The sequence below is a fragment of the Flavobacteriales bacterium genome (assembly GCA_019694795.1).
GTDB lineage: Bacteria > Bacteroidota > Bacteroidia > Flavobacteriales_D > UBA2798 > UBA2798.
This window is the reverse complement of the sequence record JAIBBF010000006.1, coordinates 17,705-36,054: the sequence shown is the minus strand read 5'-3', so window position 1 is coordinate 36,054 and position 18,350 is coordinate 17,705. Positions and strand designations below refer to the sequence as shown.

The window sequence follows — 18,350 nt, the reverse complement described above, 5'->3', positions numbered from 1 at the left end:
TTATGTAATCATGGGTATTTTTAGTTTTTTTTCAAAGGAGAAAAAGGAAAGTCTCGACAAAGGTTTAGAAAAAACCAAAGAGAATTTCTTTTCTAAAATTTCTCGCGCCATTGTTGGTAAAAGCAAGGTGGATGATGAGGTATTGGATGAACTGGAAGAAATCCTGGTTTCGGGAGATGTTGGTGTAGATACAACCGTAAAAATTATCCGCAGAATCGAAGACCGTGTAGCGCGTGATAAATACATCAATACTTCCGAATTAAATAAAATTTTAAAAGAAGAAGTGGCCGCATTGCTGGAAGAAAACAATTCCACCGGCAACTATAATGAAATCACCATTCCCGAAGGGAAAAAGCCTTATGTCATTATGGTGGTTGGCGTAAATGGAGTAGGGAAAACTACTACCATTGGTAAACTCGCCTGGCAGTTTAAAAAGCAAGGTAAATCGGTATTGTTAGGCGCTGCAGATACGTTTCGTGCTGCTGCGGTAGATCAGCTTAAAGTTTGGTCGGAACGTGCAGGGGTGCCGATTGTAGCTCAGGGCATGGGCTCAGATCCGGCTGCTGTTGCTTTTGACACGGTACAATCGGGTGCTGCAAGTAATGCGGATGTTATCATTATTGATACTGCAGGACGTTTACACAACAAGGTAAACCTGATGAACGAGTTGGGTAAGATTAAAAAGGTGATGCAGAAAGTAATTCCGGATGCTCCTCACGAAGTGCTTTTGGTATTAGATGCCAGCACCGGACAGAACGCCATCAATCAATGCCGCGAATTTACCAATGCAACCCAAGTGACCGCATTAGCATTAACCAAACTCGATGGCACCGCTAAAGGTGGAGTAGTAATTGGAATTTCCGACCAGTTTAAAATCCCCGTAAAATTCATTGGAGTGGGAGAGAAAATGGAAGATCTGCAAGCCTTCAACAAGCATGAATTTGTAGATTCTTTGTTTAAGGATTAATCCTTATTCTCCATATTCATAATCTTCATAATCGCCGTATCCGTAATCGTTGGCTTCAGCGCGTTGACGACCTTTGGTTCTCATTTTTTTCAGGATTGTACTGATTTCTTTCTCCATCATTTCTTCCCCGTCAAACGAAATTCCTTTCCGTTTTAATTCTGGATAGGTATTGATCTTTTTCAAATCTTCGGGCTGCGTTCCCACGTATCCCAATTTCCAAACCTTCTTATCTTTTGGCCGGGCTTTATAAAAGTAAATATTGCCACTTGCACCGGGTGATGAAATTTTGCTGACTTTAACCAACACAATCGTGTCTTTATCTACATCCTTACTATTGCCATACAATAGCGATTGTCCAACTAAATCTTGTGTTGCATAGTTTGAAGGGAATAAATCCGATTGCTTATAATACGCTAAAGCACGGTAGCAGATTGAACGTGTTTTAATATCTGAAGCATAATTATTCCATAAGGAATCGGGACTCGAATAGCCCTGGGTTTGCAGGTACGCATGCACCAGAATTTTCAAATCTTCCTTCGGTGTAGTAAAGAGTTTGTGGAAGAATTTTTCGCATTCGGCGTCGCCTTTAAACGGACCCAGCAACAATACGTAATGAAATAAAGTTTGTTGTTCTTCCGTTAAATCCCAAACCGGATTGATCATCTCATTATTTACAAATCCATCATTATAGAAACCACCAAATCCAAAATTAAAATCTTCCGGATTTCCCTCGATGGAAGCCATGTACTTTTTCAATTCGTAATTGGCATCGCGCAGGATTTCCTTTTTGAATTTGGAATATTCTGACTTCTTTAAATACCCGTTCTTCACCAATTCACTCATCAGTGAATATATGGCATTTCTGTATTCAGGGTATTTGGTAAACTTGAGAATACCGGGGAATAATCGTGCAGCTAATTGTGCAGAATCACGGTAAGGGTTTAGAATGTAATGGATGTCGTTTTCATTAGCGCTTACCGGTAAATCCAGCTCCATTAATTTTAAAAATAACTCAACCGATTTTTGGGTTCGCTGATTAGCAACGCCTTCAAGAATCGCAAATTCAATACCGGATGAATCGGTGTAATGCTGATATAATTGATCGTAGTAGGGGAGTATGCTTTTGTGTTTAATCCGACCCAAACCGGATATAATTTCACGTTTGTCCTCCAATGGGAAATCAGCAAATTTCGGATTTGAAATGAATTTTTTCAGTGGTTCAACATGGACTTCATTCAAATTGCTGAACACATAATTTAAACCCTGATAAGCGCGCTTCTTTTCAAGTGTGTCGGCAGAATAGATTTTATTAAAAAAGAATTCATTGATTTTTTCTGAATAAATGCTGGAACCGATGCAGGTGTCTTTCGGTGTAAAGGAACGCATGAATTCGCTGACAAAAGGACTAGCTCCCGCCACGGTATCAACGGTTGCGGCAATGGTGTAAAGGACACCACATTTCTGGATAAAACGCACTAAAACACCACGGGTACTATTGGTGTCGACCACCAGATAATCGCGGATGCTGTCGTTAAATACAAATCCCTTTTTCGATTTACGCAAGATAAAACGATGGTCCTGATTAAGGTCTTCTTCCTGTTTTTCCCAAAACTCAGCGGGATTTTCCATTTGGTAATACATGGAAAACTTCCTGAACTCCACGAAGATTTTTTCACCTGTTGCATACGATTGATAAAACCTGGAATTCCGGATGGGACGATAAATCGCTTCTTCTTCCTTGATTTCGTCCATATCGAACAAATTCATACCCATATCGTCGCCCAAATAAGCCATGGAGGAATATGGCGATGGATTAACAATGGTGTTAACACTAAAATGAAGCGAAGTATCGGTATAATGGGTAAACGCTTGCGGATAGGTATAGGTGAGGGACTTTAATGATGAAACGTAATTCAGTGCGGTATTTTTATCCGGATGATTTGTCCCGATCATGTAATAATTATCACCTGCTATATATAAGCGAAGCTGGTAATTTTTTCCGTCTGCTTCAATGGTGGTGTAAAGGTCATGCCGACCATCGGTAATTTTCAATTCGCGCGATACGATTTTACCATTCAGGTCTTCTGCAAAACGCTCACTGAGATAATTTAATTCAAAGGTGTCTTCTTCAATATAACTGAAATCGATCAGTTGCGACTGAGTCATGAAATAATAATTCCCGTCTTTATCAACCGAAGAATAATTCCTTTTTTGAATGCCGCTGTAAGTGGAGTTATTGTAACCAGATATCCAGTTTCCGGGAATTTTAAATTGAAAGGCGTGATCGGATGAAACGATAGTGCTGGATGAATTAGAACGGTCCAAAAACTGAATGGACTTAAAATAGATTTCACCTTCGGGACCACTGATATAATCATTTCTTCCGCTCATTCGGAAAACAATTATTTCCAGTGGCGTAACATAAATCTGCATACGTTGCAAATCGCCCCTACGGGTTTTGTTCACGATATCGAGACCCGGAAATCCATTGGAAGATTTTATTGTTTTTTTTGATTGAATTTTTCCGGGAACATTTTCGTACAAGAGACTATCGATTCGACTCAAAATATAATCCGGTTGGTGTCCCTTATAAGCACCATTATGAGTATAACGCTGAATAAAGTAATAGGAGCCGTTCGACATATCATTAAACAGATACTCGGTTTTTCCGGCGCGTTCTGCGGTCACGTACATTTTGCCGGGCATATCAACCGAGAACAAGGAATCGGACGGGTATTGCTTTTCGAATTTGACCGGATATTTTAAGTTTTCGATTTCCGTTTTCATTTCTTCATCCCTGCGGGAAGTAAAAACAACAGGTCGAACAGTATATCCTTTTAAACGAAGAAGCTCGATTACTCCTTTTTCTCCGGGTAAATGCGCTGCTCCAACTCCGGTAAACAGACTGTTATTTTTTTTCATTAATGAATCCATGCCATTGGCCATTACGATATTTCTATCCCAAAGCATGTATTTAAGAAACTTGGTTCCCGGATTCATCAGGCGGTATAATGAATCGATCATGTCCAAATCACCCAAACGGTAAGCGTCCTCCTGATATTCCCGTAAAGGTTTTATTTTCTCCATTTGCCGGACACGGATACGAATCATTTCACGTTCTTCTTTCAACTTCTCGGGATCCATTTCCTCTTTGCCTGTATAGGATTTTTCAACGGATTTTCGTGAGACCATAAAATCTTCTAATCCCACTACTTTTTTATTCAATTTTTTTCCCGCCTGAAAAATGAAAAGGTCCAGATAAGTATCTTCTTCATATTCATTTTTGTAATCTGAAGAGCGATACAACATCGCATTCATCAATCGGGGTTTCGAACGGATGATTCGGGCGTAATCGTTTTTCTCAGGAAAAAATATTTTAAATGCATAATCGTAAAAGCCACGTGAACTTCCCGGATCTCTCAAATATTCCCGTTGATTGGTCGCTTTCTCGAGCTCCAGTGTTTCCTCCATCCATTGTGCAGGATCTAATTCCAGTGCAACCATATCCACCTTTTTCAAGGCAAGAAAAAAAGTATCACTAAGGTGAAAAGCTAATTTTTCACTTACGTGCATGGTACCGTATAAATAGGAAGGTTTACTTAATCCATTGCCGGAAATTTCCCAAAGTAAACCTTGATATTTTTTCGGACCTCCTTCTTTTTGTGCATTCAACAAAAAACTAGTGCTTAAAAGCAGGATAAGGGCGAATAGGAGTTTTTTCATTCTTTAATGATTTACCAGGCTTCCAATCCTTCGGGGATGGAACAGGACAAAATAAATTGTCTGGATTTTTCCATTTCCTGGTGCATGTAAATATCTTTTTCTACTAATGGAACGTGTTCTCTATAGTTGGAAATAAATTTTTCCAATAAAGGAGAAGTTTTCTCTTTTCTAAAGGATAATGCCTGCGATGCATTCATTAATTCAATAGCGAGAACAGAAATTAAATTATCCACCACTTTAATCATTTTTGTGGCAGCATTAGCACCCATGCTTACATGGTCTTCTTGTCCATTGCTTGAATCGATGGTGTCCACAGAAGCCGGCATACAAAGTTGTTTATTCTGAGAAACGATGGAAGCCGCAGAATATTGTGGAATCATAAATCCACTATTGAGTCCGGCATCCTTTGCCAGGAATGGAGGTAAGCCTCTTTGTCCCGATATTAATTTATAAATTCTCCGTTCAGAAATACTCGCTAATTCTGCAGCGGTAATGGCTAAAAGATCGAATGAAATGGCAAGGGGCTGACCATGAAAATTTCCTCCGGAAATGATCAGGTCTTCATCCGGAAAAATCGTTGGGTTATCGGTTACCGAATTGATTTCCGTTTCTACAATGGAAGAAACATGGCGGATTTGATCCTTACTGGCACCGTGTACCTGAGGAATACATCGGAACGTATACGGATCCTGTACTTGTGTTTTTGGTTTATTTTGTAATTCGCTTCCCTGAAGTAGATGACGAATATTTGCTGCTGTTATGGCTTGTCCTTTATGTGAACGAATCACCTGAATCAAGGAGTGAAATGGCGCAATTAATCCTTCAAATGCATCCAGAGATACTGCAGAAATGGTATCGGCCAGCTGACTTAATTTTTTCAGTCGGATAAGCGCATATACGCCGTGGGCATTCATGAATTGTGTTCCGTTTAACAATGCTAATCCTTCCTTTGCCTGCAATTGAATGGGCTCCCAATTCAGTTCTCTCAATACATCTGCTGCAAATCGTTTTTCGCCTTTGTAATGCACTTCTCCTGTACCAATGAGTGGAAGAGATAAGTGGGCGAGTGGGGCTAAATCGCCGGAGGCTCCCAATGATCCTTGTTCATATACGATGGGCAATACTTCATGATTATACATTTCGATTAATCGATGAACAGTGGCTAAAGTTGAACCGGAATGTCCCAATGCTAAAGCATGAATCTTTAACAGCAGCATAATTTTTACAATCTGCGGATCAATTTCAGGTCCCATCCCACAGGCATGCGAACGGACGAGGTTTTCCTGTAATAGGGAAAGATCATCTTTCTCGATTTTCGTATTGCACAAGGATCCGAATCCTGTATTTATTCCATAAATCGGCGCATCGCTGTCCTGAAGTTTTTTATGCAGGTAGTGCTGACATTTTTCAATCAATTGAACCGAACGTTCGGAAAGGGCAATTTTTTTCCCTGAATGAACTAATTCATCAATGGCGTCAATAGTTAAATGATCGGGTGTTATATAATGAAAATTCATAGTCAGAATAATTGAATCAGTTCTTCCGGACGCATCAGTTTTTGTTCGCCCGTTTTCATGTTTTTTACAGTTATGGTACCACTCTCCAATTCCGAAGAGCCCACTAAGGCCACATATGGAATTTGTTTATCGTCGGCATATTTCATCTGCTTGGCCATTTTTGCTTTATCGGGATACAACTCTGCATTAATACCGTTTTTCCTCAATAATTGCAAAAGCTGAATGCACCAGAATGCTTCCTGTTCACCGAAATTTACAAATAAGAGTTGGGTGGAGTCGGAATGACTTTCCGGGAAACGGTTTAATTCGGTAAGCACGTCATAAATACGGTCTGCCCCAAAAGAAATTCCTACGCCCGACATTCCTTTTAAGCCAAAAATTCCGGTTAAATCATCGTATCGTCCACCTCCGGTGATAGAAACCTTTAATTCGCCTTCGTTCGATTTTACTTCGAAGATGGCACCGGTGTAATAATTTAATCCTCTTGCAAGCGTAATATCCAATTCTAAAATGGCAGTGGAAAGTTGCATGTTTTCCGATTGAAATAAATTAAAAATATATCTCAATTCGTCGATTCCTTTTTTACCGGTTTCGGAAGATACAAACAAATCCTGCAAAACATTAAGTTGTTCCTGAGCACTTCCTTTTAGCGTTAATAAAGGTTGAATTTTAGCAATGGCATTTTCTGAAATTCCCTTTTCCCGCATTTCGTTAAGCACAGCTTCTTCACCGATTTTATCCAGTTTATCAATGGCCACCGTGATATCTACAATCCGGTTTTGTTCGCCGGTTATTTCAGCAATACCTCCCAGAATTTTGCGGTTGTTGAGTTTGATGGTGGTCTTAATGTTTAAATCCGTAAACACATCATCCATCAATCGAATCAGTTCAATTTCATTTAAAAGTGAATCCGATCCGATCATATCTGCATCACACTGATAAAACTCGCGGTATCTGCCACGTTGTGGACGATCTGCTCGCCATACAGGTTGAATCTGGTATCGTTTAAAGGGAAAACTGATCTCATTTTGATGTTGTACCACAAAACGGGCAAAAGGAACGGTTAGATCATAACGAAGTGCTTTTTCGCTGATTTTAGAAGAGGCATACAACGATCCTTTTGATTTCAGTTCCTCCAAATCCATTCCGTCCAGAAAATCGCCACTGTTCAGGATTCTGAAGATTAACCGGTCTCCCTCTTCACCATATTTCCCCATCAGCGTTTTTAGGTTCTCCATCGCCGGTGTTTCAATGGGCAAAAATCCATACTTCCGGAAATGTCCCCGAATCGTTTCAAAAATGTAATTCCTGCGAACCATTTCCTGTGGTCCGAAATCGCGTGTGCCTTTGGGTATTGAAGGTTTTTCTGCCATAAGTGTTAATCGTTGCCCAAAAATAGTCAATCCTTCCTTGCGAAACATTGTCCGTTGAAAACTGAATTTCCTCAGTTAGCATTCTTCCGGTTTATTTTTTTGACTAATTTTCGACTTCTTATGGCCGAAACAACAGTCCTGATTATCGACGACAACATCTCCCAGCAGGCCAAGCTGGAGGAGATTTTAAATCCTTTACCCTGTACTATCATTCGTACCGACACTGCTGCTAAAGCACTGGATATAATGCGATATACCGAGGTGGCTGTTATTATTCTCGACTATGGATTAAAAGGACTCGATCTCTTTGAATTTATGCACACGATTCGCCAGGATCACCATGGTGAAGATGCGCATGTGATAATTACGCTCGATAAAGACCACAAACGCTATGAGGTGGCCGAGACCTATAAATCGGGCGCTGTAGATTATATCGAAAAGCCCTTTCAACCGGAAACAATCCGGTCGATGGTAAAAGTATTTGTAAAGCTTTTTCATAAGAAAAAACGTGTTCGTTCATTGCTCCTAAATATCCTGCCAAGGGAAATTGCGATGGAACTTGAAACCTCCGGCAAAGTGAAACCAAAACGCTATGCCATGGCATCGGTGTTATTTACCGATTTCGTTTCATTTTCTCACCGAACCCGTGAGATGTCGGCAGTTGAATTGGTCAATACTCTCGACTCGTATTTTGCCCAGTTCGACCGGACCATTACGCGTTATCATCTGGAGAAAATCAAAACCATTGGTGATGCTTACATGAGTGTTGGAGGTGTTCCGGAAAAGAGAAAAGAAAATCCGATTCTTTCGGCCCTTGCTGCATTGGAAATTGCCAACCACATGGAAAAAATGAAGCATCAACTTCGTAAGTCGGGAAGAAAAGCCTGGGAATTACGGATTGGAATTCATAGTGGTCCACTCGTAGCAGGAGTAATCGGGAAGAAAAAATTTGCCTACGATGTGTGGGGCGATACGGTGAATATCGCATCCCGAATTTGCTCGAATTGCGAACCAGGGAAAGTCAACATTTCAGCAGCTACCTTCGAAAAAATAAAGGATTATTTCGACTGTCATTACCGTGGACAAATCGAAGGCAAAAATATTGGTCACGTTGGCATGTATTACATCACCGGATTAAAACCCGAGTATTCGATAGGAGGGAAGGGCACGCACCCTAATAAATTAATGAAACAGGTTGCCGGACTTATTTTTGTTCAGTATGAGCGTTTGAAAGATTATATCATTGATCGACTTACCAATGAACTTCCCGCCAATTTATATTATCATGGCGTTCATCACACCGTGGATGTATTGCAGGCAGTAATGGTTATAGGTAAGGAAGAAGGACTGGATGAAGAAGAGCAATTAATGTTGAATACAGCTGCTTTGTTGCACGATTGTGGTTATTTGTATACCTACCACAACAATGAGGAATTAGCAGTGAAAATGGCACGCAAAATATTGCCGGATTATGGATATACTTCTGCACAAATCAAATTGATATCCGGCATTATCAGAACTACCAAAGTGCGGTCTATCCCCAAAACCCGTTTGCAACAAATTATGAATGATGCAGACTACGATTATCTCGGTAGAAAAGACTACGACGATATTGCAGAAACCTTGTATAAAGAAATGAAGGAACAGGATATTAAACTATCCCGAAAAGAATGGGTAGAAAAACAAATCCATTTCCTGGAGAAACATATTTATTATACGGAATCAGCCATTAATTTGCGGAATAAGCAAAAGACAACCAATCTTGGGAAATTAAAACGTAAGCGTTACCTCATGAAATAATCATGCAGGGTCAACATCAATATCGACCAGGTATTTTCCTTTGTCATTAATTTTTCTAAAATCTAAAATAACATCCATCAGGTGTTTTTTCCATTGCGGATAAGTCGATCCTTTTTCGATTTTGATGGTGATGTTTCGAATATAATAATTGCGAATTCTTGAAATAACAGGTTCTTCCGGACCTAAAATTCGTTTTCCCATTTCTTTGCGCAATGTTTTAGCTAAAGCATCAGCTCCTTCGGCCGCTTTTAAACGGTCTTTATGGCGAATGGTAATCCGTATTAATTTAATAAATGGAGGATAATGAAAATTTCTTCGTTCAATGATTTCTTGTTTATATAAACCTTCGTAATCATTTTGCATTACTTTTTGTATCACCCAGTGATTGGGTTCCCAGGTTTGTATCTGGACCAATCCTCTTTTGTTTTTTCTTCCGGATCTTCCTGATACCTGGGCTAAAAGTTGAAATGATCGCTCAAAAGCTCTGAAATCGGGGAAGTTTAAAAGACTATCGGCATTTAAAACACCGACTAAAGCAACATTATCAAAATCCAGACCTTTGGTCACCATTTGTGTTCCCACCAACACATCAATTTTATGATCTTCGAAATCACTCAACAATTGTAAATAGGCGTTTTTCGACCGGGAAGTATCCAGATCCAATCGCTGTACGCGGATTCCGGGAATGAGTTGCACCAGATCCTCTTCAATTTTTTCAGTACCAAATCCCAGCATGTTGAGTTTGTGACTTCCACAGGCGCTGCATACTTTGGGTGGACTCATATTCAAATTGCAATAATGGCATTGCAGTGAATGACTATGCTTGTGATAAGTGAGCGAGACATCGCAGTTTTTACACTTTGGAACCCATCCACACGTTTCGCATTTCCATTGGGGAGTATATCCTCTTCGGTTCTGAAATAAAATGACTTGTTCTTTATTACCAATGGCTGTTCGGATAAACTCCAATAAATCGTGCGAAAACGATTCGTGCATTTCCTTTCGCTGATGCGATTTCTTTAAATCGATGCATTGAATTTCGGGCAATAACATTCCTCCAAAACGCTTTTTCAACACCACTAATCCATATTTATCCTGCAATGCGTTGTAATAGGATTCTATGCTGGGAGTTGCCGATCCCAATAATGTTTTTGCTTTATTCATCATTGCCAATACAATGGCAGAATCGCGTGCCTGATAGCGTGGCGAAGGATCGTATTGCTTAAATGAATTTTCATGTTCTTCGTCGATAATTACCAATTTCAAATCATGAAAAGGCAGAAATAGAGAAGATCGTGCTCCAATAAGAATTTTGTATTCTCCTTTTAGTGTTTTGGTCCATATCTCCGCTCTTTCCTGTTCATTAAATCGAGAATGATACACGCCAACAACATCGCCAAAAAATCGACGAAGACGATTAATAATTTGGGTAGTTAAAGCGATTTCCGGCAATAAGTACAATACTTGTCCTTGTCCCGATTTTAACACCTGATCAATCAGTTTTACATAGATTTCCGTTTTTCCGGATCCGGTCACCCCGTGAAGTAAAACGGTTTCTTTATTTTCAAAATGATGATTGATTTGATCCAATGCCGATTGTTGTTCTTCCGACAATACAGGCATAGGGGAGGACTCTCCCAAATCCAGAGCTAGCCGGTCGACTCTCACTTTTCTGGGAATTAAAATCCCATTTTTTATCAGCGTCTCAATCGGTGAAGCATTTCCTTCCAATTGCTGAATGAGTTCCGATTTTTTAACGGGAATTTCCTTCGCTGAGTATTTACCGGAAAGCTGAATAAATTTTAATAATGCATCAACCCGTTTAATGGCCCGTTTATCGTTTTCCAATTGGGCAAAAAGCGATTTCAGATTTTCTTCATCCTGATAAGCCTCATGCAATTCAAGCACAGTTTCATATTTTGGCTTATACCTGAATTTTAATTCTTCCTCAACAGCGATTCTGTTTTTTTCGATCAGACTTTTAATGTAAGGCTGAACATTTTTTTGATGTAGTAATTCCGAAACTTCAGAAAGTGTTAAGGTCCCTCTTGCTGAAAGCGCATCTAAAATCACTTGTTCCTTTGGTGAATGCGATCCTTCATTTTCTTCCGATAACAATACGATTTTGGTTTCGGAAGCAAGGCGTAAACTTCCCGGTAAAGCTGCTACAAAAACTTCACCAACGGTGCAGCAATAGTAGCCTGCCATCCATTCCCAGAATTGCATTTGTCCTTCAGTAACAATGGCCCGGTCGTCGAGTAATCCCTCCATGTATTTGGCCTCGTAATGTGCAGGTGCCACCTCGTGAATTTTCCGCACGATTCCGGTATACAATCTGGCTTTTCCAAATTGAACAATGGCACGCATTCCAATGGCGATGCTTTCATTCAACTCCATGGGGACCCGGTAGGTATAATACTGGGGAACCGCTAGGGGGAGAATGATGTCGGCAAAATATGTTTTACGATCCGTCACAATTACTTACATGGAAAGAATTTCCATCATGCGAAGATAGTCGGGATATATTTGCTGAATATGCTTTATGGCATTTTCGAATGGTGTATAAGTGATATTGTTATTCACAATTCCGATCATCACCCCATTTTTTCCGTTCATTAAAGCCTCTACCGCTGCAAATCCCATACGCGAAGAATTGACCCGATCCATACAGGTTGGATTCCCCCCGCGTTGGATATGTCCTAATACAGTAACCCGTGTATCATAAAAGGGCAATGCTTTTTTCACCTGGTCTGCTACCGTAAATGCTCCCCCGGCTTCATCTCCTTCTGCAACGATGATGATTTTTGAGGTCTTGGTTTTTCTTCCTTCCCTTAATTTTTCTATCAAAAGGTTAAGATCTGTCCGGGTTTCAGGAATTAAAATATCTTCCGCTCCAACCGCAATTCCGGAACGCAAAGCAATCAAACCCGCATCGCGTCCCATAACCTCCACGAAAAAAAGCCGGTCGTGACTTTCCGCCGTATCCCGAATTTTATCAACAGCTTCCATCACTGTGTTAATAGCGGTGTCGTATCCGATGGTGTAATCGGTCCCCACTAAATCATTATCGATCGTACCCGGACACCCTACAATGGAAATATCGCAGATTTCTGAAAAAACCCTGGCTCCTGTAAATGTGCCATCGCCCCCAATAGCAACAATACCATCGATTCCGGCAGATTTAAGGTTATTCAGCGCTATTTTTCTTCCTTCAGCCTCCATGAAGCGCTTACTGCGGGCCGTTTTGAGGATGGTCCCCCCGCGATTGATGATATTGGCCACAGAACTTCGGGTAAGTTCTACAAATTCAGCATCCATCATTCCCTCGTAACCATGCAGAATACCAGTGGTTTGTATATTATGGAAAGCAGCGGTACGCACAACTGCCCGAATACAGGCATTCATTCCCGGACTATCACCTCCTGAGGTGAAAACAGCGATTTTCTTCATTGTTGCAAAATAGCACAAAGAAGGCTTTTTCACAATTCATTGACCCCATCAAAGCGCAAATTCGGCGAACATTTTCTTTTTTTTATCGAACATCTCTTTTTTGAGATATCGCTAAAATTTTATTACTTGCACCGTTAAAAAAAAGCCAGTCTGAATATGTCTAATTTTTCAAAAGACCTCAGGAAGCTCGGTATCGTTTCTGTGGGGATAGTTTCCCTTGCATTAGCGAGCTGTGGAGATTCCAATACCACTGAACAGGATGTGACGAAGGTAAATCCTAATGTACTCGACACCAACGATGCAATGGGGATGACGATCAACGGTAAGTTGTTTAGTATTCCTTCACCGTTTCAAACAGCGGAGTTGATTAAAAGTACCGGTGCGCCTTACAATGCGTCGATGCTAAATCCGACCAGTGCTACGGCCAGCTATTCTACAAAATTTGCGAAAGCACTCAACTTAGGTGTTTACGGAGCTGATTTAGGCTATGCTACCATGTATGATAATACCAATGAAGCATTGACTTATCTCTCTTCTGTTGAACAATTATCGAAAGAACTCGATATGGGAGGTGCATTTTCTGAAGACATCATGGATCGTTTCTCCGAAAACATGGGGAATAAAGATTCCATGCTGGTTATCGTTAGTGATGCCTACAGAAATGGAGATGAATACCTGAAAAACAATGATCGTTCGCAAGAAGCAGGTTTAATTCTTACCGGTGGATGGGTTGAAGCATTGTATTTCGCCTGCGAAGTGGTGCAACAAAACAATAACCAAAATCTGATCAACCGTATCGGTGAGCAAAAAACCACACTTTCGAATCTGATTGAATTACTTGAGCAGTACAATACAGAAGAAAGCTATAGCAACCTTCTTTCTGAAATGGAAGAACTTTACAGCTATTTCGCTAATGTAGAATTTACCTACAGCTACCAAAAACCAGAAACTGATGCCGATAATCAAATTACCGTAATTAAGAGCACCACCAAGGTGAACCTTACTCCGGAAATTTTGACCTCCATCACTGAAAAAGTAAAAGCATTAAGAACCAAAATCGTTGAATCTGCCCTATGAAACTGAATAAGCACACTCTATTCATTGCTTTGGCCCTGTTTTTTACGGCAGGTTTTGTAAATGCTCAAAGCTGCGATTCATTAACTAATATCTGTAAGGATTACCTTACCAAACCAAGTAAAAAAGACAAAAGCGCTATTTTTATTTCGGATGGTCAGACCTACAGAGCCTTGTTAGATGAAGAACAAACTGCAGAATTTACCACAACATTTTTCGGAGGTTCTACCTACCGCATTGCAGCTTCTGCCGGTACAAAAGACAAATACGTGATTTTCGACGTGTACGATAAAGAAAGAAATCTGCTTTTCTCCAATATGGATTACGGAAACGCTACCTATTGGGATTTTAAAGTGGAGTCGACCCTCGACGTGATCATCGAAGCTCGTTTGGATCCCAATAAAAAAACATCAGGATGTGCAGTGATGCTCATCGGATTCAAACAGATCAAAAAATAAAACGGTAATAGCCGAACGCAGAAAGACATTCATTGGTAATGTCTTTTTGTGTTTAAACCAATACACACAAACACATGAGTGAACGGATATTAAAAGCCCTGATGCAGCTCTTCGCGATTATTGCGAGGGTTGAAGACGAGGACGAACCCGAAGCCGATTCGGAAACTCCCCAGGGAGGCGGTCGACGTATCGTTGAAATATTCCTTAAGTCGCAGCTCAATCAGGAGTTAGTTGATGAATACCTCAAGCTTTTTGATGAATACCTGGAAACCCACCAGGGGAAATCACAAAAGAAAGACGGAGCAAAAAAACGTACATCCGTTAACTCGGTTAAAGTCCTTCGTATCTGTACCCAGATCAATGAAGAGCTTGCACAAAAACAGAAAATCATTGTATTGGTTCGTATCCTCGAATTTATCAATGAAAATTTATCCATTACCGAACAGGAATTAGAGTTTGCAAGTACAGTAGCTGAAACCTTTAACATTTCTGATGAAGAATTCCGCCGTTGCAAAAATTTCGTAGATAATAAAGAAGATCAAATTGAAGATGGATCACATTTGCTTTATATCAATAACAGCAAAGAATCTATTTTCCTCGAAGCAAAACACATCTACAGCGAAGGTATTCAAGGACAAATCCGTGTAGTCCGTATCAATTCAGTTGGAATTTATTTCCTGCGCTACTATGGCAATTCAGAGATTTACCTGAATGGTATTAACATTACGCCATTACGCGTTTACATTCTAACACAAGGTTCATCCATTCGTTCCTCGCGTGTACAACCGATCTATTATTCCGATATAATTTCCAAATTCCTCAGTGATACCACCACCAGTAAAATTGTATTTAAGGTGGATAATATCATGTATCACTTTAAAGGAGGAAAAATCGGATTGCATCCCTTGAGTTTTTCTGAAGAATCAGGAAAACTATTAGGAATTATGGGAGGATCCGGAGCCGGTAAATCGACTTTATTAAACGTATTGAACGGAAATTACCCTCCAACGCAGGGGGCCATTACCGTTAATGGAGTGGATATCTATAAAGAAAGTTCCAAAATCGAAGGCGTTATCGGTTATGTATCGCAAGATGACCTTCTGATTGAAGAATTAACGGTTTTCCAAAACCTGTTTTACAATGCAAAATTGTGTTTTGGAAACATGAGCGATGCTCAAATAACAAAATTGGTTTTAAACCTACTTACCGCACTCGGATTATACGAAACGAAGGATCTGAGAGTAGGAAATCCGCTGGATAAAACGATTTCGGGTGGACAAAGAAAGCGTTTGAACATCGGTCTCGAATTGATTCGTGAACCATCGGTGTTATTCGTGGATGAACCAACTTCTGGTTTGTCATCGCGCGACTCCGAAAACATCATGGACTTACTTAAAGAGCTTGCTTTAAAAGGTAAACTCGTTTGGGTAGTCATTCACCAGCCTTCGTCGGATATTTTCAAAATGTTCGATAAGCTGATGATTCTGGATGTAGGAGGATATCCGATTTATTATGGTAATCCTGTAGACGCTGTAATTTATTTTAAAACACAGGTTAACCACGTTAACTGTAACGAAAGTGAATGTCCTACTTGTGGTAATGTAAATCCGGAACAGATATTCAACATCATTGAATCGAAAGTGGTGGATGAATATGGAAATGCTACGCAAAACCGTAAAATTTCTCCTAAAGAGTGGAATGAATTTTATCTTGAAAAAATTGCGAGCAAACTTCCGGAAGCACCTCCGCAAAAAGATATTCCCGAGAGCACATTTAAAATTCCGAATAAGTTAAAACAATACTGGGTATACCTGGTTCGTGATGTTTTATCCAAACTCACCAATCAGCAATATGTCCTGATTAACCTGTTTGAAGCTCCTGCACTCGCATTAATTCTGGCTTTCTTTGTGAAGTTCTTCGATAATGAAAGTGCACAATCGGGACACTATGTATTCCGCGATTCTGAAAACGTTCCTCAGTTTTTATTTATCAGCGTAGTGGTGGCTTTATTTATCGGACTTACCGTTGCTGCCGAAGAAATTATTAAGGATCAGAAAATCCTGAAAAGGGAATCCTTCCTGAATCTTTCCAAATGGAGTTACCTGAATAGTAAAATCACCATCATGTTCCTGATTTCTGCTATACAAATGTTATTGTATGTAGTGGTAGGAAACTTTATTCTCGAGATTCAGGGCATGACCTTCACGCATTGGTTTGCTTTATTCTCTGTAGCTTGTTTTGCCAATATTTTAGGATTAAATATTTCCGCATCCTTTAATTCCGCAAAAGTTATTTACATCCTCATTCCGATTTTAATTATTCCTCAATTATTATTCTCGGGAGTTATTGTACGTTTCGACAAACTACACCCTTGGTTCTCTTCTCAATCGAAAGTTCCGTTGGTTGGTAATGTAATGGCATCCCGCTGGGCTTATGAGGCAATGGCCGTTGCGCAGTTTAAGGACAATAAATTCGAGAAGCAATTCTTTAATTATACCAAAACTTCCAAGTTCGCAACCTGGAAAAAGGACTGGTGGATGAAGGAACTGGATAAATATGTTCAGGAAGTAAAACTGAATATGGCCAATCCGGATGCCGAAGCCAAAGAATTGGTAAAAGAAAATCTGATCATCCTCCAAAATGAAATTAAGCGTGAAATGGCTTTTATTAAAGCGATTGTTCACCCTATGGTAGATGACCTGACTCCTGAAAAAGTCAATGAAAATGTTCTGGTTGAAACGGAAGTTTATTTAGGTAAACTGAAGAAACATTATAAAAATGTTTACAAAGAATCGAGCAATAAACTGGATAGCGTAAAGCGGGAAATGACCAAGACACCTGAACTCAATGAGGCCTTCCTTAAAGAGCAGGATGAATATACCAATCAAAGTCTGACCAATTTCGTTACGAATAGAAATGACCTGAAACCAATTGTGGTGGAAAACGGATACCTGGTTCAAAAAAGTGATCCGATTTACCTGGATCCTTATGATAAAGGATTCCTGGAATCGCATTTCTATGCGCCGCGTAAACGGTTGTTTGGATCGTATATTGATACCTTTTGGGCAAATATGATGGTGATTTGGTTGATGTCATTAACACTCACCATTGCGCTCTATTTTGATTTGCTCAAAAAGTTATTGAACATAGGATCATTATTATCCGGAATTATTCCTAAAAAGAAAAAGAAGTCCTAATCCATTAAAGCAGGGCAGGAGAGACGATGAAGAAATTTTATGGTTGGTTATTAAGGACAATTCCCCGGCCGATGTTAATTCGGTTGAGTTATGTGTTTCGTTTGTTTGCACCTTTGTTTTTAAAAGGGAATAAAGTTGAGTGTACGGTATGTGAGAAAAAATTCAGAAAGTTTTTACCCTACGGAACACATCAGCGCGACAATGTACTTTGTCCGAATTGCCTCACCCTTGAACGTCACCGTTTATTTTGGTTGTATTTAAAGCAGAATACCGATTATTTTACAGCCAAACATGATGTATTGCATATTGCACCGGAACAGTGCTTTTACAAGCAATTTCGCGCCCAGAAGAATTTACGCTATGTAACCGCCGATTTAGAATCGCCATTGGCCGATGTTCACATGGATATGCATCATATGCCCTTTAAGAACGAAGAGTTCGATATCGTGTTTTCTAATCACGTTTTGGAGCATGTGGATGATCCGCATCAATGCATGACAGAAGTGCTAAGGGTTTTAAAACCGGGTGGATGGGCTATTATGCAGGTTCCGATTGATTATACCCGTAAGGAAACGTACGAGGACCGGTCAATAACCAGTCCCGAAGATCGTGAGAAGCATTTCTGGCAAAAAGATCATCTTCGTTTATTCGGATTGGATTACCCGGATAAATTAAGAAAAGCAGGATTTGTGGTAGAGGAAAATAAAATGGCTGCAGAAATGGATCCAAAGCTTTCTGAGCGCTATCGTTTGCAAAAGGAAGAAGTTCTCTACATCTGCAGAAAACCTTAA

Annotated in this window: 11 protein-coding genes; 6 read left to right on the top strand and 5 right to left on the bottom strand. The window is 40.0% G+C overall.

The window, feature by feature from the left end:
• Positions 1 to 10 precede the first annotated feature (10 nt).
• On the top strand, positions 11 to 967 hold the full coding sequence (gene ftsY / locus K1X56_03630; GenBank protein MBX7093789.1) for a signal recognition particle-docking protein FtsY: 957 nt from the start codon (positions 11 to 13) through the stop codon (positions 965 to 967).
• Between the two features lie 3 nt (positions 968 to 970).
• Here ftsY and K1X56_03625 read toward each other — a convergent pair whose 3' ends face one another.
• Genes K1X56_03625 through hisS form a run of 3 tightly spaced genes read right to left on the bottom strand, consistent with a single transcriptional unit; the run spans position 971 to position 7,580 of the window.
• Positions 971 to 4,690 carry a TraB/GumN family protein gene (locus tag K1X56_03625; GenBank protein MBX7093788.1) on the bottom strand — a complete coding sequence of 1,240 codons (3,720 nt, stop codon included), beginning with the start codon at positions 4,688 to 4,690 and terminating at the stop codon, positions 971 to 973.
• A gap of 11 nt (positions 4,691 to 4,701) precedes the next feature.
• The gene (gene hutH / locus K1X56_03620) at positions 4,702 to 6,207 is read right to left on the bottom strand and encodes a histidine ammonia-lyase (GenBank protein MBX7093787.1); all 1,506 of its coding nucleotides are present in this window, start codon (positions 6,205 to 6,207) and stop codon (positions 4,702 to 4,704) included.
• A 2-nt stretch (positions 6,208 to 6,209) separates the two neighbouring features.
• Positions 6,210 to 7,580 (bottom strand): histidine--tRNA ligase, encoded by a 1,371-nt coding sequence (hisS, locus tag K1X56_03615; GenBank protein ID MBX7093786.1) that lies wholly within the window; start codon positions 7,578 to 7,580, stop codon positions 6,210 to 6,212.
• Between the two features lie 120 nt (positions 7,581 to 7,700).
• Here hisS and K1X56_03610 point away from each other — a divergent pair, with 120 nt between their 5' ends.
• Positions 7,701 to 9,380: a response regulator gene (locus tag K1X56_03610; GenBank protein MBX7093785.1), complete on the top strand. Its 1,680-nt coding sequence runs from the start codon at positions 7,701 to 7,703 to the stop codon at positions 9,378 to 9,380.
• Here K1X56_03610 and priA read toward each other — a convergent pair whose 3' ends face one another.
• Both priA and pfkA read right to left on the bottom strand, forming a co-directional pair.
• On the bottom strand, positions 9,381 to 11,855 hold the full coding sequence (gene priA / locus K1X56_03605) for a primosomal protein N' (protein MBX7093784.1): 2,475 nt from the start codon (positions 11,853 to 11,855) through the stop codon (positions 9,381 to 9,383). It abuts the gene before it with no gap.
• A 6-nt stretch (positions 11,856 to 11,861) separates the two neighbouring features.
• Positions 11,862 to 12,830: a 6-phosphofructokinase gene (pfkA, locus tag K1X56_03600; protein MBX7093783.1), complete on the bottom strand. Its 969-nt coding sequence runs from the start codon at positions 12,828 to 12,830 to the stop codon at positions 11,862 to 11,864.
• Positions 12,831 to 12,986: 156 nt separating this feature from the next.
• On the opposite strand from pfkA, the gene K1X56_03595 reads away from it, so the two are divergent.
• The 4 genes from K1X56_03595 (at position 12,987) to K1X56_03580 (ending at position 18,350) form a co-directional block, all read left to right on the top strand.
• Positions 12,987 to 13,907, top strand: coding sequence for a hypothetical protein (locus K1X56_03595; GenBank protein ID MBX7093782.1), 921 nt, complete (start codon positions 12,987 to 12,989; stop codon positions 13,905 to 13,907).
• Positions 13,904 to 14,362: a hypothetical protein gene (locus K1X56_03590; GenBank protein ID MBX7093781.1), complete on the top strand. Its 459-nt coding sequence runs from the start codon at positions 13,904 to 13,906 to the stop codon at positions 14,360 to 14,362. The genes K1X56_03595 and K1X56_03590 overlap by 4 nt, the downstream gene beginning before the upstream one ends.
• A 74-nt stretch (positions 14,363 to 14,436) precedes the next feature.
• Positions 14,437 to 17,559, top strand: coding sequence for an ATP-binding cassette domain-containing protein (locus tag K1X56_03585; GenBank protein MBX7093780.1), 3,123 nt, complete (start codon positions 14,437 to 14,439; stop codon positions 17,557 to 17,559).
• 26 nt (positions 17,560 to 17,585) lie between these two features.
• Complete coding sequence (locus K1X56_03580) at positions 17,586 to 18,350, top strand: methyltransferase domain-containing protein (GenBank protein MBX7093779.1); 765 nt, start codon at positions 17,586 to 17,588, stop codon at positions 18,348 to 18,350.